The organism is Halodesulfovibrio sp. (assembly GCF_015482765.1).
In the GTDB taxonomy this organism is placed as follows: Bacteria; Desulfobacterota; Desulfovibrionia; order Desulfovibrionales; family Desulfovibrionaceae; genus Halodesulfovibrio.
Map to the genome: position 1 here is coordinate 101710 of NZ_JADMLB010000071.1, position 20498 is coordinate 122207.

General features: G+C 44.5%; 17 protein-coding genes. 11 read left to right on the forward strand and 6 right to left on the reverse strand.

The window, feature by feature from the left end:
* Positions 1 to 50 precede the first annotated feature (50 nt).
* From lon to QZY95_RS14040, 4 genes are all read left to right on the forward strand, one after another.
* A complete protein-coding gene (gene lon / locus QZY95_RS14025) occupies positions 51 to 2525 on the forward strand; it encodes an endopeptidase La (RefSeq protein WP_290924608.1) in 2475 nt (824 codons plus the stop codon).
* Between the two features lie 170 nt (positions 2526 to 2695).
* Positions 2696 to 3514: a FlgO family outer membrane protein gene (locus QZY95_RS14030; protein WP_290924610.1), complete on the forward strand. Its 819-nt coding sequence runs from the start codon at positions 2696 to 2698 to the stop codon at positions 3512 to 3514.
* 8 nt (positions 3515 to 3522) lie between these two features.
* A complete protein-coding gene (locus QZY95_RS14035; RefSeq protein ID WP_290924612.1) occupies positions 3523 to 3816 on the forward strand; it encodes a hypothetical protein in 294 nt (97 codons plus the stop codon).
* 11 nt (positions 3817 to 3827) lie between these two features.
* The gene (locus QZY95_RS14040; RefSeq protein ID WP_290924614.1) at positions 3828 to 4472 is read left to right on the forward strand and encodes a FlgO family outer membrane protein; all 645 of its coding nucleotides are present in this window, start codon (positions 3828 to 3830) and stop codon (positions 4470 to 4472) included.
* A 294-nt stretch (positions 4473 to 4766) separates the two neighbouring features.
* Here the strand turns inward: QZY95_RS14040 and QZY95_RS14045 are convergent, their stop codons facing one another.
* From QZY95_RS14045 to QZY95_RS14055, 3 genes are read right to left on the reverse strand one after another with little or no spacing between them, the layout of a single operon-like run.
* A complete protein-coding gene (locus QZY95_RS14045; RefSeq protein WP_290924616.1) occupies positions 4767 to 5567 on the reverse strand; it encodes a metal ABC transporter permease in 801 nt (266 codons plus the stop codon).
* 5 nt (positions 5568 to 5572) lie between these two features.
* Positions 5573 to 6394 (reverse strand): ABC transporter ATP-binding protein, encoded by an 822-nt coding sequence (locus QZY95_RS14050; protein ID WP_290924618.1) that lies wholly within the window; start codon positions 6392 to 6394, stop codon positions 5573 to 5575.
* A 2-nt stretch (positions 6395 to 6396) separates the two neighbouring features.
* Positions 6397 to 7524, reverse strand: coding sequence for a zinc ABC transporter substrate-binding protein (locus tag QZY95_RS14055; protein WP_290924620.1), 1128 nt, complete (start codon positions 7522 to 7524; stop codon positions 6397 to 6399).
* 719 nt (positions 7525 to 8243) lie between these two features.
* On the opposite strand from QZY95_RS14055, the gene ispG reads away from it, so the two are divergent.
* From ispG to dxs, 7 genes are all read left to right on the forward strand, one after another.
* Positions 8244 to 9323 carry a flavodoxin-dependent (E)-4-hydroxy-3-methylbut-2-enyl-diphosphate synthase gene (ispG, locus tag QZY95_RS14060; protein ID WP_290924622.1) on the forward strand — a complete coding sequence of 360 codons (1080 nt, stop codon included), beginning with the start codon at positions 8244 to 8246 and terminating at the stop codon, positions 9321 to 9323.
* A gap of 2 nt (positions 9324 to 9325) precedes the next feature.
* Positions 9326 to 11053 carry a proline--tRNA ligase gene (locus QZY95_RS14065; protein ID WP_290924624.1) on the forward strand — a complete coding sequence of 576 codons (1728 nt, stop codon included), beginning with the start codon at positions 9326 to 9328 and terminating at the stop codon, positions 11051 to 11053.
* A 277-nt stretch (positions 11054 to 11330) separates the two neighbouring features.
* The gene (xseA, locus tag QZY95_RS14070; protein ID WP_290924627.1) at positions 11331 to 12725 is read left to right on the forward strand and encodes an exodeoxyribonuclease VII large subunit; all 1395 of its coding nucleotides are present in this window, start codon (positions 11331 to 11333) and stop codon (positions 12723 to 12725) included.
* A gap of 2 nt (positions 12726 to 12727) precedes the next feature.
* Positions 12728 to 13585 (forward strand): M23 family metallopeptidase, encoded by an 858-nt coding sequence (locus tag QZY95_RS14075; RefSeq protein WP_290924629.1) that lies wholly within the window; start codon positions 12728 to 12730, stop codon positions 13583 to 13585.
* Positions 13586 to 13596: 11 nt separating this feature from the next.
* Positions 13597 to 13836: an exodeoxyribonuclease VII small subunit gene (gene xseB / locus QZY95_RS14080; RefSeq protein ID WP_290924631.1), complete on the forward strand. Its 240-nt coding sequence runs from the start codon at positions 13597 to 13599 to the stop codon at positions 13834 to 13836.
* An 18-nt stretch (positions 13837 to 13854) separates the two neighbouring features.
* Positions 13855 to 14754, forward strand: a complete 900-nt coding sequence (locus tag QZY95_RS14085; RefSeq protein WP_290924691.1) for a polyprenyl synthetase family protein — start codon at positions 13855 to 13857, stop codon at positions 14752 to 14754.
* 100 nt (positions 14755 to 14854) lie between these two features.
* A complete protein-coding gene (gene dxs / locus QZY95_RS14090) occupies positions 14855 to 16732 on the forward strand; it encodes a 1-deoxy-D-xylulose-5-phosphate synthase (RefSeq protein ID WP_290924693.1) in 1878 nt (625 codons plus the stop codon).
* A gap of 138 nt (positions 16733 to 16870) precedes the next feature.
* On the opposite strand, the gene QZY95_RS14095 is transcribed toward dxs, so the two are convergent.
* From QZY95_RS14095 to QZY95_RS14105, 3 genes are all read right to left on the reverse strand, one after another.
* Entirely contained in the window at positions 16871 to 17173 is a 303-nt protein-coding gene (locus tag QZY95_RS14095; protein ID WP_290924632.1) for a hypothetical protein, read from the reverse strand.
* A gap of 675 nt (positions 17174 to 17848) precedes the next feature.
* On the reverse strand, positions 17849 to 18169 hold the full coding sequence (locus tag QZY95_RS14100) for a zf-TFIIB domain-containing protein (RefSeq protein ID WP_290924634.1): 321 nt from the start codon (positions 18167 to 18169) through the stop codon (positions 17849 to 17851).
* A gap of 564 nt (positions 18170 to 18733) precedes the next feature.
* On the reverse strand, positions 18734 to 20440 hold the full coding sequence (locus QZY95_RS14105) for a hypothetical protein (RefSeq protein WP_365971439.1): 1707 nt from the start codon (positions 20438 to 20440) through the stop codon (positions 18734 to 18736).
* Between the last annotated feature and the right edge of the window lie 58 nt (positions 20441 to 20498).

A 20498-nucleotide genomic window follows, 5' to 3' on the forward strand; every position in this document is an offset into this window, starting at 1 on the left:
CCTCTTGTCTTCCTTGCGGAAGAGTGCATGGCACGAAACGAGGAGGATATATGACTGAGATTGGATCAAGCGACGAAAAGCGACTTGCTACCATTCAACTCCCACTGATGTCCCTGCGGGAAGTGGTAATGTTCCCGCGTTCGATTATTCCTTTGTTTGTAGGTCGTGAGGCCTCCATCAAAGCTATCGAGCATGCAATTGCTGATAGCAGTAAAGAAATCTTTCTTGTTGCCCAGCGTGAACCGGAAATGGAAGTGCCGGAAGCAGAAGACCTCTTTGAAGTAGGTACTGTTTCTAAAGTGCTCCAAATGCTCAGGCTTCCGGATGGTACCATCAAAGTTTTATTTGAAGGTTTGTACCGTGCCCGTTGGACGTCTGCCGGTGTTGAAAAACTGGAGACAGAAGAAGAAGGCGAAGAAGAAGTTTCTTTCGCTCTCGCCAATGTAATTCCTGTTGATGAAAATGATATCGAGGGCACAGAAGCGGAAGCGCTTGCCCGTGCCTGTCATGAATCACTGGAAGAATACGCAAAAATTAATAAAAAACTTGCTCAGGAAACCCTGCTTGCTATCAACGCTGTAAGTTCTGTCGGTAAATTGGCTGATGCCATTATGCCGCACCTTAAAGTTGATTACCGTATGAAGCAGGAAGTTCTTGAGCTTACAGATCCTGTTCAGCGACTTGAGAAAGTGTATGAACTCCTTCAGGGTGAAATTGCGATTACATCTATGGAAAAGCGCATTAAAAATCGCGTAAAGCATCAGATGGAACGTAACCAGAAAGAGTACTATCTCAACGAGCAGATCAAGGCGATCAACAAAGAAATGGGTCGTGATGATGACCCTCAAGAAGAGCTTAATGAGCTTGAAGCGACACTTCGCGCGAAAGATATGCCAGACGAAGCCCGCGACCGCGGTCTGCGTGAGCTTAAAAAATTGCGCGGAATGCCGGCATCTTCAGCAGAGTACACAGTTGTACGTAACTACATCGATTGGATTGTAGATCTGCCATGGAATAAGCTTAAAGATACGCCTATTGATATTGAAGAAGCGCGCACTATTTTGGATCAAGATCATTTCGGTCTTGAAAAACCGAAAGAGCGTATTCTTGAATTTCTTGCAGTGCAAAAGCTGGCTACAAAGCTTAAGGGACCTATCCTTTGTCTTGTCGGCCCTCCGGGGGTTGGTAAAACTTCACTTGCACGTTCTATTGCTCGCGCAACAAATCGTGAATTTGTTCGTCTCTCTTTGGGTGGCGTGCGTGATGAAGCAGAAGTTCGCGGCCATAGACGTACCTATGTGGGAGCTCTTCCGGGCAAAATCATTCAGTCTTTGAAGCGTGTAGACTTTAACAACCCGCTTTTCTGCCTTGATGAAATTGATAAGATGAGCACAGACTTTAGAGGTGACCCTTCCGCAGCATTGCTTGAAGTGCTTGATCCGGAACAGAACGGCACCTTTAATGATCATTATCTTGATCTTGATTATGATCTTTCTCAGGTGTTCTTTATCACTACAGCCAACAGCTTGCAGTCCATTCCATTACCTCTTCAGGACAGAATGGAAATTATTCAGCTGCCTGGCTACCTCGAGACAGAAAAGAAACGTATTGCACGTGACTTCCTGTTGCCGAAACAGATTGATCAGCACGGTATCAAGAGCGATAACCTGCGTATGTCCGATAACGTGATTATGGATATTATCCGTTACTACACACGTGAAGCCGGTGTACGTAGTCTTGAGCGTGAGATTGCATCCATTTGTCGTAAAGCGGCAATGCGTGTGGTTGAAGCTGATGATATGGAAAAACTTGTTTCCATTACAACGCAGAATCTTCCTAACATGCTCGGTGTTAAAAAATACCGGTATGGCGAAAGAGAAGATGAGGCTCAGATTGGTGTAACAACCGGTCTTGCATGGACAGAGCTTGGCGGTGAATTGCTGCTTGTAGAAACAGCAATCATGCCGGGTACCGGTAAAGTATCTACAACAGGTAAGCTGGGTGAAGTTATGACGGAGTCTGCACAGGCAGCACTGTCATACATTCGTTCCCGTTCCGGCCTGTTTGGTCTTAAACCGGACTTCCATAAAACGATTGATATTCACGTTCACGTGCCTGAAGGAGCAACTCCTAAAGACGGCCCGTCTGCCGGTATTACACTGTGCACCTCTATGGTTTCTGCACTGCTTGGCATTCCGGTTCGTAATGATATCGCAATGACTGGTGAGATTACTCTTCGCGGACGAGTTCTTCCAATCGGCGGATTACGTGAAAAGCTTTTGGCTGCCCGCCGTGGTCTCATCACAACAGTGCTGATTCCAAAAGATAACGAAAAAGACTTGAAAGACATCCCTGCTGATGTTCTCAGAGGAATGACAATTGTTCCTGTTGAGAATGTTGATGAAGTGCTTCCATACGCTCTTACAGGTGAATCTGCGGAGATTTACCAGGGAAAGTGTCAGACTAGAGAGTTGTTAGACTCTCTAAAGATTTGTGAACCTGAAACAGCACAGGTTACACATTAGACTTTGTCTTTAGATAAAAGAATAAAAGACCGTCCATTGGGCGGTCTTTTTTTTTGCGGCTGATATGCGTGATTATCTATTTAAGTTTTCCTGTCCAACGCCGATAGTGATTGTAACTCGGCAAAAAATGAACGCACCTGAACTGGTACGAACTGATATGGAGGACTGGCATGTCTAATGCTTTTCGTGGCGTAGGTATTGCGCTCTTGGTTATTATGGTTGGCGTCCCGAAAGTATGGGCAGATGAACAGCCGCAGCAGAAACTCTACGGTGCTGTAGAAAGCATGGTTCCAGAGTCGGCTGATGCTACGTATCAGGAAGATACTTCTCTGACCTCTGTTACAACAGTAGTAAACTACGATAATGGTGTTATGTTACCGGACGGAACAGGTGGAATGCTTTGGCGTCAGGGAAGCATGCAGCCTGATGTGCCTGCTGTGGATAACGCCCGTGAGGTTAAACTCAAGGTTCGTGAACTGGCAGATCAATTGTTGACCGATTTGGACTGGGAAGCATTCAAGAGTGCCAGCATACTTCCGGTGACTTTTGTAGAGCAGGATAATTTTGAACGCAGCTCTGCTTTTGGACGATACATTGCAGAAGCACTTATTTACGAATTCAACCAGCGTAATGTGCCTGTAAAAGAGTATCGCATCGGTAATGAAATTAAAGGACGCAGGGGCGAAGGAGAGTTTATGCTGACTCGTAACCATCGCACCTATGTTAAAAACAGACGCTCGTTGGCAGTTGTCGGAACATATTATCAGGTAAAGGGCAGTGTGTTTGTGAACGCACGTATGGTCAGAGTTTCTGATAATTCTGTGCTTAGAACTGCGCAGCTTGTTTTTCAGCAGACTGATGTTGTGCGTAGAATGCTCGCAGATACGGGGCCTAAGTTAAGTTCAGGTTTTGTTTCAATGCGTGACTTTGAAACTATGACTCGAGCGAATGATTTGACCGCCATCGACCTTGGCGAAGACCTGCACTAGGAGCTGACATGAAACGTGTATTGATACTCATGATGATGCTTGCTCTTACGGGCTGTGCTTTAAAGAAGAAAGAGCCTGTCACGGTGCAGCGTCCTGTAGAATATAAGGTTGTTGCTTCACCATACAGCAGCAATTCAATGCAAAATTTATATATTGGCAGACAATATGTTGCCCAGCAGAGATACGAGCTGGCTCGGGAGCATTTTCTCTTGGGCTTGGCATCTGCTGAGCATGAAAATATGCGTGAACAGCTTGTTTCAGAAATAACAGCTGTAAACCGCTTAATTGAAACACTTCGGTAGAGGAGGCTAACATGATTCGTTGTATTCTTACCGCACTGGTGATGTTCGTGTGCTTGCTGCTTCCATTTGCTGCCTCCGCCGGAACATATGAAGATTTTATTGCTGCAAAGCAAAAAGAAGCGCAGCAGCCAGCTGCCCCAGTTGTTCATAAAACAATCCCTGTTGTTGCAGATATAATTTCTGAACAGCTGGATGCACAGCTTCGTCAGCGTCTTGATTTGGATGAAGGAGACGTAGAAGGGTACGGAGTGATAGTAACAACTCCTGTAGCACTTGAAGACTTGGAAGAAACCAGCTCCTTAGCTCGTCAGATGAGTGAAGAAGTCTCACGCTGGTTGGTAAATTCCGGCTATAAAGTTCAGGAAATCCGTAAAGGGCGCTCCGTTCTTTTTGAACCTCGTGGTGGAGAGTTTTTGTTAAGCCGTCGTACACATGTTCTTGCAAATGAAAATGTACAGGCAACCATTATTGTTGCAGGCACTTATACACAAACTTTGAATAGAGTCCGTTTTAACATGCGTTTTATTCATGCTCCTACAAATGAAGTTTTGGCAATGGCGACACAAACATTGCCACTGAATGCAGAAATGCGTTTGTTGACTGTAGGGAGTAACGAGCCTAGAGGCGTTATTCCAAGTGTCGGCACAAGCTTCTAATAGAGCGTAATAAAAAAGCCCCCTGTTCGTAAGAATAGGGGGCTTTCTTTTTTACACCATGTTACTTTTTTCTCGATGCTTGAGAGCAACTAACATTTCGTAACAAACCCTTAACTAAACCTTTTTCAAAAACTCTTTAGTAGGAGCAATATCCTAACAAGAATAACAGATAGCGCTCATTGAGCCATGAATGGCTTATTTATGAAAAGCTCGTTTCGAATGTTGCCAGTCGAGAGAGCTTCTCTCGCGGGGTGGAGGGGCAGAGCCCCCCTCGCCGAAGGCATCTCATTGAAGCTATTTGCGAAGCTGTTCAAATCCAACCATGAGGAAGAAGGTGACGGAAGCAACAGCAATGATACTTGCACCAGAGGTGAGGTTAAACCAGTAGGCAAGGCCGAGGCCGATAATACAAAAGAACATACTCCAGAAGATAGCAGCAGCCATCATGCCTGCAAGGTTCCGTGCTCTTCGTTCTGCAATAAACGGCGGGATTGTGAGTAGCGCGATAACAAGAATCAGCCCGACAACGCGAATGATCATAACAATAGAAAGAGCAGCCATACACACGAGCAGTGTGTGGAGTAATGATGCTGGAAGCCCACGGGATTTAGCATACTCTGCATCAAATGAAATACTAAGTAGCCCTGGATAGGCAACAATAGTCGCTCCGAGAATAAAAATATCCAACCCGAACATAAGCCAGAGGTCGTAGGAAGAAACAGTGAGGATTGAGCCGAAAAGAAAGCTCATAAGATCCACGTTGTATCCTGGGGTCAGGTCAATCAGGATAATCCCGAAAGCCATACCTGCCGCCCAAAGAACGCCGATAACGGTATCTGCTTTTTCTTTATATTTTCTGGCGATTGTAGACATTAAGACGGAAGAGCCGAGGGTAAAACCCAACGTACATGGCAGTACTGGCAATCCACAATAGAATGCAAGACCGACGCCGCCATATGCCGCGTGAGCGACACCTCCGGCTAAGAAAACAAGTCGGTTAAGAACAACCAGTGTGCCGACGATACCGCATGCGATAGACGCGAGCAGAGAAGCTGCAAGGGCATTTTGCATGAAGGGGAGAGTGAGTATGTCCATTCTGCTTAATCCTCAGTATCCGGAATGGTAACTGGTTCGGTAAAAGGCTTGAAAGAAAGTATCTGCGGAACATTATGCATAAACGCTCCCATCGGGCATGTGCTGTCATGTGTGCCGTACAGATGTGCAAGAAAGTCTGGAGTAAAGTCGTTTCCTTCATGGTACGACAAGCTTTTATTTACAACAGCTATGCCGGTAAACGGAGATGCGGCAATCGATATGTCGTGGCTTACGACAATCGTGGTAATGTCATCAGGCAACTCTGCAAGGAATTCGTAAAAGCAGAATTTACCACTCGGATCAAAGTTCGCAGTCGGTTCATCAAGCAGCAACAATTTTGGATCAGCCATTAACGCGCGTGCAACAATAACTCGTTGACGCTGCCCGCCAGAGAGATTGCAAAGCTTTTCCTTTTCTCTTCCTGCAAGACCTACCTTTTGCAAGGCATCAGCTGCCTTTTCTTCATTCCGTTTTCTTGTGTTTCGTGAGAACGGAAAGAGCAGTGGACTCGTGATTGCACCCATCATGACAACATCAAGCAGGTTTGCCGGGAAAAGATCTTTTGTTGTAGCGTATTGCGGAACATACCCTATATAACGGACGCTTTCCGATGGTTTTCTGCCAAATACATTGATATTGCCTGCTTGCGGGGTGAGTAACCCCAGTATGCATTTCAATAATGTTGTCTTCCCACCACCGTTAGGTCCTAAAATTGCGATGTACGCACCTTGCTTCACTGTAAAGTTGAGATTGTCCAACACAGTGATTCCAGAAGAAGCCGGGTAGGCATAGGTAAGGCCTGAGATATCGATAACTGGCTGATTCATGGTTATTCAGAGAGGATAAAGGATGCAGCGAGTTTTTTAGAAACTTCGCGGAGATTTTCTACCCAGTTTTCTGCCAGAGGATCCGCAACAACTACAGAACCGTTAATGGAGTTTGCAATGGTCTTTGCGCTTGATTGTGCAAACTGAGGCTGCACAAAGATGGTACGCAGGTTGCGTTTCTTGGCGATTGTTGCAATTTGTTCCATGACTTTCGGGGTTGGAGCTTTGCCTTCAAATTCGATTGGAATCTGAATGAGGTTGTACGTCATTGCGTAGTACCCCCATGAAGGATGGAAGGTCATAAAAGCACGCTTTTCCGGTGGAATAGGAGCAAATATTGCGTTGATTTCTTTATCAAGTTCATCAAGCTGCTTAATAAAGTTACGTGTATTAATTCGGAACTGTTTCGCATGTTCGGGAGCCACTTTATTTAACGCAAGGCGAGTAGGCTTTGTCATGGCCTTTACCCAGCGTGGTGAAAGCCACACATGCGGGTCAAGCATTCCTGCGTGACTGTGGCCATGGCTGTGGCCGTGATTGTGGGTAGCATGCTCGTCACCGTGGTTATGTGTGTCATGCTCGTGCTTGTGTTCATGCATAGCATGGTCGTGATGGTCCTTATCAGCATGCGTATCATGGTCATCGTGCCCATCGTGTTCTTTTGCGGGGTGCTTTTCGTGACCTTCAGTGTGCTCTTCGTGTCCGGCTTCGTCACCGCGGTAGTCATGAAGTAAGGTTCCACGAGGATTAGCATCAACTTCCATGGCACTGGCGGCCATAGGGAGCTTACGAAGTGACTTATCGATATGGACAACTCTTAAGTCTGGATTTGTGGCTTTGATACGTGGAAGCCATGTGCGTTCGAAAGGAACCCCAATAGCAAGGTACGCATCAGCTTTTGCGAGCATGGCCATTTGGCGTGGACGAGGTTCATATGTGGCCGGACTGGCTCCGGGCATAACCATGACCTCAACATCCACTGAATCACCCGCAATTTGTTCCACAAAATATTTTTGTGGAACAATACTTACAAAGACTACGGGTTTTTTAGCCAGAGCGATTGTTGAAAAAGACATGATTAGCAACAATGCGAAAAGCAGAAGTGCCAGTGCTTTTTTAGGTAAGTGCATAGGACTCTCTTTGTTCTGTAAGAAATTTTGAAAAGCTTGCGGGTACAGCCTGTTAGCAATTATAGCGTATTTTTTAATTCTAAGGCAATGCGGTCAAGTAATCTATCACCTTACGATAATAGAAAAAAGAAGATCTTGGATCTACTTTTTTTATGGAACACTGTTTTTCTTTTTATAAAACGACAGAGGTTCCTGATGGTAGGGACTTGTTTGCAATTGCGCATATCACAGCTGAATACGGAGCAATAACATATGCTCCTTATTGTTAAATGATGCTATCGTTAGTTCTGGTTGATAATAGTATTCACTCTTGTTTTGTCAATACAAAATCAGCAAAGCATTCCCTCTTGGCTTGCCATATGAAATGCAGTAATAAAAATGGATTGTTTTTGAAACATTCCTTGGGAAATTACGATAGTAAAGTAGAGCCTGTAAAATAAAACAGTTGTTTTTTGGTAAGCCTTTTATTTCTGTCATAGGATATGTTGCGTAATTGGTGTTGAGCAAAGACAGCTTCGGGCAAGGTGTAGTTTGGGTAAAGAGATTGAAAAGCGTATTTGTTACGTTAAATCTTTTTATTCATAATGCAGCGGATGATAGCTGTCGGTTGTAAGACATCGATACGTAACAGTTCTTAAAAGCGCTGGTAGGAATATGCATAGGCATGACAACGTAGTTGTTTTTGAGCAGCTCTGCATAGTAAGGAGTAAAAGGAAGCTATGTCCTTAGAAAGAAGAAAGACTCGGGAAGTGACTGTAGGGTCACTTAAAATCGGTAGCGAGCACCCTGTTGTTGTGCAGAGCATGACAAACACAGACACTCGTGACGTAGAGTCAACCGTTGCTCAAATTGAAGAACTGGTGCAGGGCGGGTGTGAACTCGTGCGTGTTGCAGTTCTGGATGAGCAGGCAGCATGGGCAATCTCCCGAATCAAAGAGCAGATTTCGGTTCCATTGATTGCTGATATTCACTTTGACCATAGACTTGCCATTAAATCCCTTGAAGCCGGTGTTGATGCGTTGCGTATTAATCCCGGTAACATCGGCGGCGAGAAAAATGTGGATAAAGTAGTAGATGCTGCAAAAGCACACAATGCAGCTATTAGAGTCGGGGTCAACAGCGGTTCTGTAGAAAAAGCATTGCTGGACAAATTTGGTGGTCCAACTCCTGAGGCAATGGTAGAAAGTGCTATGCACCATGTTGCCATGCTTGAAAAACGTGAATTTTATAACACCAAGATTTCATTAAAATCTTCTTCTGTACTGCACACTATTGATTCGTATAGATTACTTGCCGGCAGATGCGATTATCCGCTGCACATCGGCGTTACAGAAGCCGGCACATTATTGCGCGGTGCAATAAAATCTTCAGTCGGTCTTGGTGTATTGCTCTGGCAGGGCATTGGTGATACTTTGCGCGTTTCCCTGACAGACGATCCTGTTCAGGAAATGACTGTCGCATGGGAACTCTTGCGTTCTCTTGGTTTGCGTCATCGCGGCCCTGAGATTATTTCCTGTCCTACCTGCGGAAGAACAGAAATCGGTCTTATCAACCTTGTAGAGGTTGTTGAAAAACGTCTTGAAGGCGTTGTTGATCCCGTTAAAGTGGCTGTTATGGGCTGCGTAGTTAACGGTCCGGGCGAAGCTCGGGAGGCTGATATCGGTATTGCCGGTGGTAGAGATAAGGGTATTATTTTCCGTAAAGGAAAAGTTATTAGAACGGTAAAAGGCGGAGCAAACTTGCTTAACGCCTTTATGGAAGAATTAGATAATTTTCTTATAGAACGAAATAAAGGATAGCTATGCGCTGGAGTCGTTTCTACATTCCTACGCTTAAGGAAGCACCAGCTGATGCTGAAGTTGTCAGTCACAAGCTGCTTACCCGTGCGGGTATGATTCGTAAACTTACATCTGGTATCTATACATATATGCCGCTTGGTTTACGTTCCATTACTAAAGCCTCTGCAATTGTCCGTGAAGAAATGGATAAAGCAGGCGGTAACGAAGTAAGTATGCCAATGGTGCAGCCTGCCGACTTGTGGCAGGAATCTGGACGTTGGGACTTTTATGGCAAAGAACTGCTTCGAGTTAAAGACCGTCACAACCGTGACTACTGTCTTGGCCCGACACACGAAGAAGTAATTACTGATGTCGTGCGTGGTGAAGTACGTTCTTACCGTCAGCTGCCTATGAATCTATATCAGATTCAGACTAAATTCCGCGATGAGGTTCGCCCTCGTTTCGGTCTTATGCGTGGCCGTGAATTCATCATGAAAGACGCCTACTCTTTTGATAAAGATCAGGAAGGTCTGGATGAAAGCTACAAAGCCATGTATGCAGCATACAATGCTATTTTCTCCCGCATGGGACTCAAGTTCCGTCCTGTAGAAGCAGATAGCGGCTCCATTGGTGGCAGCTTCTCTCACGAGTTCATGGTGCTTGCAGAAACAGGTGAAGATACTATCGTAGTGTGTGATGCTTGTTCTTACGCAGCAAACGTTGAGCGTGCAGAAATCATGTGTTCCGGTGAAGAGCCGGCAGCGCTTGAAATTCCGATGGAAGAAGTTGCAACACCGAATGCGCATACAATTGAAGAAGTTTCCGCATTCATGAATGCTCCAGCTACAGCGTTCATCAAAACTCTGCTTTTTGATGCAGACGGTGAGCCTGTTGCAGCGCTTGTACGCGGTGATAGAGAACTTAACGAAGTTAAACTCAAGAACCTGATTCAGGCAGACACTCTTGAGTTGGCAACTCCGGAACAGGTTCGTGAATGGACAAATGCTCCTGTAGGCTTCGCAGGTCCTGTGAAGCTTAACGTGAAGCGTATCTTTGCAGACAACGAATTGCGCTATGCAACCGATTGGGTTGTAGGTGCAAACAAAGCTGACACTCACCTTCAGCACGTATGCTTAAAGCGTGATGTTGAAGTTACTGAATACGCAGATCTTCGTGTCATTACTGAAAGTGATGTATGCCCTAAGTGTGGCAAAGAGATCAGCCTCACTAAAGGTATCGAAGTAGGTCACGTTTTCAAACTCGGTACCAAATATTCTGAAGCTCTTGGCTGCACATTCCTTGATGAAAACGGCAAGGATAAAGTAATGCTTATGGGTTGTTACGGTATTGGTGTATCCCGAGTTGTTGCTTCCTGTATTGAACAGAACCACGACGAAAACGGTATTTGCTTCCCGCCTCCGATTGCTCCTTTCGAAGCGCTTGTTGTAAACCTCGACATTAAGAGTGACGAAGTTAATGACAAGGTAGACGAAATCTACGCGTTCTTGAAAGAGCAGGGCATCGACGTTCTTGTTGATGACCGTAAAGAGCGTCCGGGTGTTAAATTCAAAGATGCAGACTTGATCGGTATCCCTATGCAGATTGTTGTAGGTGGTCGTGGTCTTAAAAATGGCATCCTTGAAGCAAAAGACCGTCGCACTGGTGAAAAAACAGAACTTCCAGTTGAAGGCTTCGCAGAAGCATTCAAAGAATGGAAAGAGAAAGTATACGCAGGGTGGAACATCGGCTAGCTCGCTGTTCTCTGCCTATGTATTTCCCGTTTGCGTACTGGCGCAGTAAGCATCGTGGTATTTGCGTAGTGTTACCTGAGTGAAAAATAAAGCTCCTGTTGCGCCTGTGCGCAGCAGGAGCCTTTTTCTAACAAAAAGGTTTGTGCGTTAATAAGTAGTTGTGTGACTGGAGTTACGACTAACTTATACGACGGGGTTTTTGAGAAAGTACGATAGGGTGTAGACTCTGCGTATCTATAGTTACATGTCCCGAGATCCGTGGGAGACCTAGCAAGCGATGAGCCAGATTTTTACAGTCAGAGAGTTAACAGACGCCCTTAAGAAGACTCTTGAAGGTGCGTTTCCGTTTGTTTGGGTTCGTGGGCAGGTTTCCAACCTTTCACGTCCTGCCTCCGGTCATATGTATTTTTCGTTAAAAGATGCAGACGCAGTCTTGAACTGTGTGTGGTTTAAGGGGAACCAACGCGGCGATGAGCGGTTCGATCCCCTGACCGGTGAGGTCTTTGAAGATGGTCCTCGACCGAGTCTTGCCCGAACTCTGCAAAACGGTACAGAAATTATGTGTGCCGGACGGCTTAACGTTTACCCTCCACGCGGCAGTTATCAGTTGGTGGTTGAGCTGGCGCAGGATGTAGGACTCGGAAAACTCTTTATGGAGTTTGAAGAGCTCAAGAAAAAGTTGACGGCTAAAGGCTTTTTTGAATCTATGCGTAAGCGCAAATTGCCGTATCACCCGCAGAAAGTCGCGGTGATCACAGCACCTTCAGGCGCAGCTATTCAGGATTTTTTGCGAATTTCCGGAACACGGGGCTGGGGAACACAAATTCGTATTTATCCTGCTTTGGTTCAAGGAGATCTTGCCGCAGGTCAGCTCGTAGCACAGATGGATAGAGTTAACACAGAAGGATGGGCGGATGTCATTGTGCTTATCCGTGGTGGTGGTTCTATTGAAGATTTATGGGCGTTTAATGATGAAACGCTTGCAGAAAGAATTTTTGGTTCCAAAATACCGGTGATAGCCGGTGTAGGGCATGAAGTTGATACGACAATTGCCGATATGACAGCTGATGTCCGCGCTGCAACTCCGAGTCATGCAGCGCAATTACTGTGGCCTGAGCGTTCTATGCTTATGCAGTCTCTAGACGAGTTGGAAATTCGACTGACTCGAAGAATTGAGCAGCAGTTGGGTGCAAAAGAACATGGTTTGAGCACCTTGGAGCGCGGGTTGGGATGGCTCTCTCCTGAACAGCGTTTAAAAAGGCTTGATGAGCAATTTCTTGGCTTAACTGATCGTCTGGACAGAGCTCTTGGCCATACTTTTGAAACAGCTGAGCGTACAGTTAACTATAGCGAGGATCGTATACGCCGTGCGTTTGGCGAAGATGCCGTTAACTACCAGTTGCAAAAAGTACAAAGTTTGAAGGATCGGCTTCAATGGGCTGGGGACGGTATGTTGACCAAAGCTGAACGTACATTAGATCGTGCTGCCATTATGTTGGAAAGCCTTGACCCGCAGAAGCCGTTGGAGCGAGGATATAGTCTTGTTCAAAAGTCAGATGGTACATTTATTCGCAGTGTAGATGATGTCTCAAAAGGCGAGCAGTTGAATGTAATGGTTGCAGACGGTTCAGTTGGCGTACAAGTGGAAACTACGACTAAGAATAGGAGTTAAGGATGATTCGCCGTGCGGTTTTGTTGGTTTGTTTTATTCTACTCAGCGCAGTTCCTGCACTGGGAGCGCTCCGTATAGATTTGCCGGATAACGCAATGAACGGCAGAGCATTTCTTGTTACTGTTCATACTGATGAGCAGAATCCTGTTCGAATTGTATGGAATGAGAAATCAGTATTGGTAGGCACTACGGAAGAAGGGAATGGGTATACCGGTATTGCGTTGCTTGCACTCCCGCGTGATTTTTCGAAGAAAACATTACAGGTCGTGGCAGAAGAAACCACTTCCGGTGGTGTGAATACAGTTTCCCGTACGTTGACTGTGAAACATAAAAAGTATCGAGAACAGCATCTTAACGTTGATCATAAATACGTAGAGTTGAGTAAAAAGAATTTAGATAGACATTATGCTGAGCGTGCAACCGTTCGTAGCATGATGGAATCACTTGCGGAAAAGAGAAAGTGGGATGCGGATTTTCTTCGTCCTGTTCCGGGAGGAATCAGTAGTGAGTTCGGTGTACAGCGTTTCTTCAATGGAAAGCCTCGTAAACCGCACAGTGGTATAGACCTGCGCGGAAAAACCGGAACCCCAATTAAAGCTTGTGCAGATGGTGTTGTGCGTGTTGCTACTTCGCATTTCTTTTCCGGTAATTCAATTTATATAGATCACGGACAAGGCGTTGTGAGTATGTACTTTCACATGTCAAAACTTCTTGTGCGCGAAGGCGAAACTGTTACAAAGGGGCAGGTCATAGGAAAGATCGGTGCAACTGGTCGTGTCACCGGCCCTCACCTGCATTTTGGGCTGAATGTCTCCGGTGTCGCTGTAGACCCGCTTCCGCTTTTTACTGACAAGAAATAAGAGAGTGACGTATGGCAGCAAAAAAGAAAAATTTTGAAACACAGTTAAAGCGGCTCCAGACCATCGTTGAATCATTAGAAAACGGTGAACTTGCTTTGGAGAAAAGTGTTGCGCTGTATAAAGAAGGGATGACCCTTTCAAAAGAGTGCAGGGCGCAGCTTGAAAATGCGCGTAATGAAATTCGTCTTTTTACTGAAGAAGGCGAAGTTCCCTTTGAAGAAGAAACAACCGCTGCGGAAAACGCAGAATAGGTGGAATATAGAATGACTATGATGAGTGTGCAGGAGTTTAAATCCGTACTGAAAACTGAGGCTGCATCTGTTGAAGAATACCTCTCTACCTGTCTGCACAACAGAAACATTCCTCAGCGATTACTCGATGCAATGGAATACAGTCTTCTGGCAGGCGGGAAGCGGTTGCGCCCCGTTCTTTGTCGTGCTGTTGCTGCCATGTTCGGTGCTGATAAAACACAGGTAATGCCGTTTGCTTCAGCTATCGAGTGCATCCATTCTTATTCTCTTGTTCACGATGATCTTCCTGCCATGGATGATGACGATTTACGTCGCGGTAAGCCGTCCAATCATAAAGCATTTGATGAAGCCACAGCGATTCTTGCCGGCGACGGTCTTCTTACAGAAGCTTTCGTACTGATGACAGAAACCGCGGAAAACATTTCTGCCGCATCTGTTTTACAAGCGTTGAACACAATGGCTGTTGCGGCGGGTTCCGGCGGTATGGTCGGCGGTCAGCAACTCGATATGGACTTCACAGGCCGCGATGATGTTTCTTTGGAAGAGTTACAGAAAATGCATGCCATGAAGACAGGTGCACTGATCCGTTGCTCGTGTGAAAGCGGAGCAATTCTGGGAGGAGCCAGTGCGGAGAATGTGGAACGCATTCGCATTTATGGCGCAAACATTGGTGCAGCATTTCAGATTGTAGATGATATTTTAGATGAAACCGGAACTGAAGAAGAGCTTGGTAAGCCCGTGGGCAGTGACCTTGAGCAAGGGAAAAACACATACCCGAGCATGCTTGGAATAGATAAAAGTCGTGAACTGGCACAGCAGCTTGTTGACGATGCTGTTGAACAGCTTTCTGCCTTTGACGGAGCAGAAGCGCAGTTTTTGCGTAAGCTTGCCCAGTACATTGTTGACAGAGTGTCATAAAGAGTACACTACCTTTGTCAGCAACGGTTTGATGCTTCATTCCTAACTAATAGCACCCGGATTTATAATGCCTGATAAGAGCCAAACTTCTCCCCGACTTATGGACAGCATAAATTTGCCGTCCGATGTTCGTAAGCTTGATCAAGCACAGCTTGAACGGCTGGCAGGGGAGTTGCGTGAAGAGATAATTTCCGTAGTTTCCCAGACTGGTGGTCACCTCGCTCCTTCCCTCGGAGTTGTGGAACTCACTCTTGCTTTGATGTCTGTTTTTGATTTTGATCACGACAAATTAGTATGGGATGTTGGACATCAAGCGTATGCATGGAAGCTGCTGACTGGACGTAAAGATGATTTTCATACCCTGCGTACAAAAGACGGTGTGAGCGGTTTTCCAAAAATTGCTGAAAGTCCGTATGACCACTTTGGTGTCGGACATTCCTCTACCTCTATATCCGCAGCATTGGGTATGGCTGTCGCCCGAGATCTTGCCGGTAAAAAGAATGAAGTCATCTCTATTATCGGTGATGGCTCTATGACTGCCGGCTTGGCTTTTGAGGGGCTGAATCAGGCCGGACATATTGATAAAAAGATGCTTGTTATTCTGAATGATAACGAGATGTCTATTTCTAAAAATGTCGGCGCTATGTCTCACTTTATGTCCAGAAATCTTTCTTCTCGCTGGGTTCGTAGATTTAAAAAGGATGTTGAAACTATCCTTAATGCGGTACCTGCTATTGGAGAAGAAATGTTGAACTATGCTCGACGTAGTGAGCATAGTCTTAAAAGTTTCTTTACCCCCGGTATGCTTTTCGAGGCGTTCCAATTTAACTACATGGGGCCGATTGACGGACACGATATCAAAGCATTGCAGCGTGCCTTCCGCCTGTATCAGGATCTCGATGAACCTGTTTTGCTGCATGTTCTCACTAAAAAAGGGAAAGGGTATGCTCCTGCGGAGTCTAACCCGACCTTTTTCCACGGTGTAGGGCAGTTTGAGCCGGAAACCGGACAGGCAAAAAAAGCAGCTAAGGTAAGCAACGTTCCAACCTACACAGAAGTATTTGGTAACACGCTGTGCAGTCTGGCGGAGCAGGATGATCGTATTATGGCGATTACTGCTGCTATGCCGGAAGGTACAGGAACAGCTTGCTTTGAAAAGAAATATCCTGAACGATTTATTGATGTAGGTATTTGTGAGCAGCATGCAGTAACGTTTGCTGCCGGCCTTGCTACACAAGGATATCGTCCGTATGTTGCGATCTATTCTACTTTTATGCAGCGTGCGTATGATCAGATTGTTCACGACGTTTGTTTGCAGAATCTGCCTGTAACCTTCTGTCTTGATCGAGGTGGCATCGTCGGTGAAGATGGTCCAACGCACCATGGTGTGTTCGATTTGAGTTTCATGCGTCATATCCCGAACATGACAGTGCTAGTTCCTTCCAGTGAAGCCGAATTGGCTGACTGTATGGCGACCGCGTTGGAACATGATGGCCCTGTTGCTATCAGATATCCGCGTGGAGCAGGGTATGGTGTTCCTCTCAAAGAAAAGCCTGTGCCGTTTGAAATTGGTACTGGCGAAACTCTTATTGAAGGCGAAGGGGTTGCTGTTGTTGCAGTGGGATCAAGAACGTACCCTGCAATTGAAGCTGTTAAAGAATTGGCAGCAGAGACAGGAAAGCAGGCGACTGTTTTTAATGCACGCTGTGTAAAGCCATTACCTGAGAAACAGTTGCTTGAGCTTGTAGAAACACACGACTCCCTTTTGTTGCTTGAAGAAAATGCGCTTCAGGGCGGTTTCTCTTCAGCTGTTCTGGAATTTTTATCCGACAGCGGTGTTTTGGGTAACTGTAAGGTGAAGCGTCTTGGTATTCCGGATAAATGGGTTGAACACGGCAAGCAGATAGAATTGCGTGAACAGCTTGGAATTAACAAGAGCGGAATTAAGAAAGCAGTCGAAGAATTGTTTGCAGAATAGCATAGTGATGATCAAAAGCCGGAGCAGTTGTTCCGGCTTTTTTTTATGTACGAAAAAAGCCAGAGTGGGATGTGCTCTGGCTTTTTCTATGGGGTAGGCTGTAAGGGATATGCCTATACTCTATGTGCTCGCTAGGTGTTAGCGTTTATCAACTGTGTTGAGACAAGCCGTGCCGCTGAGACTGGCTTGGTTTTTATATGTAAAGTACGTTCCGTAGTCGTTACCGGCTTCAGAAAATGACAGTTCCGTTGTCGGGGAAATGGACGGAAGCTGTTTTCGAATAATTTGTTTTTCTGCTCGGTTGCTGGACAGCATACGATGGAGTAGGCGGTCTTTCTCTTTTCGCTCCATCCAGATGCCGTTGTTTTCGATATGTTGCTCTATGTCTAGAGTTGTCCTGTCTATTGTAAAGTGAGCTGTATTATAGTTCGAATGAGGCATAATGATCTCCTTCAATACCTGACAATAATGTTTGCCGGTTGATAAGCTCTGTATATTTGTATGTTGTACTACATGAGATATGTGTCACAACAGTTGCAATGCATTTTCAAAAAGCTTTTTTTATGTGCCAACTATGTTTCATACATTGTTACTTGTCTTTAATTTAGCAACGTGTGTGCCAATGCCAAAAGAGTCATATATGTCGAGAGTTGGGAAGAATCGTAGTCGAGATCAGTGTGGGATGTTTAAAAATTACCCGAATTCGATGTGCATTATTTCGACAACACAGCGTGGATCGACAAAAATTGCACATCATTTTGCGCATAAAAAAGTAGGGTGAGTTCTGCTGAACTCACCCTGTTTCGTATCATACGGTTTGTTTTTCAGGAGGAAATGAGTCTACGTTTTGTAGATTCATGTATGTTTTTCCAGAAGGTTGGTGCCTTCTGCTGGTCATTTCATGCGTGTTTTATTCCTGCTTATTCTCCCAGAGGTAAAGGAGGTATGTACAGGGAACGAGAGCCGCCGGAGATAAACAAATGTACCAGAAGTGCTGTGTTGCTGCCGAGGAGGATGCACCTCTGCTACCGTAACCATCTGACTTATTGGGGGGGCAGTTAGACAGTCATATATTTATCAGCCCGCGGCTCTTCCGCATGAAGGAATCTTAAACAACTAGTCGAAGAGTTCCATGAACCAAGGTTTATGGGACTTTTTACGTCCGTGGTGCGAATGTCCCCTTTTATATTCATCATGCTTGTGGGAGTAGTAATACTGATTGTCCTGTGCGGCGGAATAGCTGCTGGTTGCTGGCTGTACAGACGGCTTGCCAGCTGCAGTCTGTACATGGTGCTGTTCTTCTTCCAGTGCTTTATCTAGGATTTTATCCAGCTCACCTCTATCCAGCCATACGCCACGACAGTCAGGACAGTAGTCTATTTCAATACCTTTGCGCTCAGTCATATGAAGTTTAGAATTACAACTTGGACAGTTCATAGGTATCCCTTTTTAGCAGTCAGAATTTGTAATAACCGTGCACCATTCTTTTTGTGCTAGGCTTTTCTTTTAAAAGAGCATGATGGCTGCATTAACATGCACAATGCATTGGATAATAACGGATAGAGTGAAATACTCTCTACAACATAGCAGAGGAGTGACATTATACTAATGCAGTCATCATGCTGCGTGTTTTCATTGCACGCAGAAAAGAAAAAGCAATACGCATGCCATAAAATATTTTTCTTATATTTTAATATAATACGTGAGTGTAGGTGATGGTGGCTAGATGTCTATTCACTTTTTGTGGTGTTAAGTGCTGAGATTTGCACTATATTGTGTAAAAATGGTGGAGTGTTGTGCATCTTTTACACTAAAGTGAATTAAATCAGATGGTAATGCTGTGCGTTGTGCAAATGGCTGTCGAGGTTTATGTACAGCAGAACAGGAAGGTTACTGATATTATGAAAGAAAAGGCCCCTTCTGCCAGATAGGCAAGACGTGGGACATAAATGTTGAAAAAATAAATAATGAAAAACGTCCGGTGATACCGGACGTTTTTTATTATTCAATAACAATCACTTGAAAAAGCTGATGAGGTTGTCTTCGTTTCGAAACTATATACGGGGTACCAACGTAGCTAGCTTTTAATCCGGGCTTAGTAATTACTTTTTGCTGCACATAGTCAGCAACTTGTCGGATACCATCATTATTTTTTGGCCAAGCTTGTGTAGCTTTTGTTTCTTCTGGAAGAAATTCATATTTATCTTTCTTCTTGTGCAGCACAACAGTTCGCTCTTTGTTTTGTGATAAGTAATCATAGTCGCTATTCGAAACGTGAAAAAATGGCACTGTTCCAAGGTAGCGATCAAGTGCCACTTGATTGAACGCCTTATGATGCTTGATAGGATGATGGCTAACAGAATATTGCTTAAGAAAATCCCTTGGACTGATTCCAAGATCTGAAAAGGCAAAAAAAGCAAGTACAGACTTCACAGTGTGTAGTCTGTGATTTAACTTATCTAATGAGCTTTTTGCCTCGCGACCATGAGCAATATCATTCCTATCATCAACTATGATACGTTGGATTTCGCTGTTTTTTAAAAATACAGTTGTTGCTTCCTTAGGATATGTTCCTAACACAGCCTTAAATTTATCTTTCAACGTGACTAGAGAGGTGGCAGGAAATTTTTCACCCAACATTGCAGTATCGATTTTATCTATCCACGCTTGAAACGCCAAACTATCTTCAGGTGAAGACTTTTTGTAGCTTTCGAGAACGCTAGATAAATCCGAAAGTAATTCATCGTACTTTTTATCAGAGCATTTTTGTTCTAATTCTTTTGCGCGATAGCTTACATAGCCATCTAGTATCGTAAGATAGGTTAGCAATTCATATTCAATAAAGTGCGATTGGGAAGATAAAGCAATATAGCGATACCAACAGGTCAAAAAGATATTTCGCTTTGCTGTAAAAAAGTTGGTCAGAATTTCTTTAGCAAATTGAATAAAAAAACTGGGGGTAGTAAGATATTCACCATACCAACGTATTTGGGGGAAGTTATCATCCGGTGTAGGATAGTAGAAAGCCATTTTTTGTTTTTTATCATTGAAGACTTCTACATGTTGTAGATTAACACAGTATCCAAGAAGCAATGAAAAAAGCATACGAATATCGTGCAGTAAGTCTACAATGCTTCTTGGGTCAACTTCATTGCTAACTGGCGTTAGGTAGATTGCGGCAATATCTTTAAGTTGAACGTTGCTATCAGCTAGAATCGAATGACTTAGCGTTGCTTGATGGTGAAGTTCAAAGAAGTATTTTTTGTCATCAATTTCAAATTGATATTCAACACTTGGTATTTCTTCTCTTTCAAGTTTGGATGGCGTGTCAGAAGTGAAGTTAAAGCTACTCTGCTGACAGTACCATTGAGATACCCCTTCCAGTTCGCACCGTATCTTCTTTATTGAACCAACCGTATGATCAAAATTGCTAATGATAAAAATTGGAACAATTTGTTCAGAATATCTTTTGTTATCATACAAATGAAACACTTGGTTTGAAGCCATGTCGTAACATGCTATTTCTTCAATGCTATTGGGCAGTCTATGCCAATTAAATGCGTCGTCTTGATTAATGAATGTTAATTCTGGGAGCTTACCCGGAGCAAATGTAAGTGTAGCGTTAAATGTATGTAGCTTATCATTAACAACAAAATTAAAAGACACGTAGAAAGCGTTTGTAATATCAAATGGCAGACTGCTTGGCACTTTGAACGACCTTTTTTTAGTTAGTCAGTAACAGAATACGAACTGTTGTGAACATAGC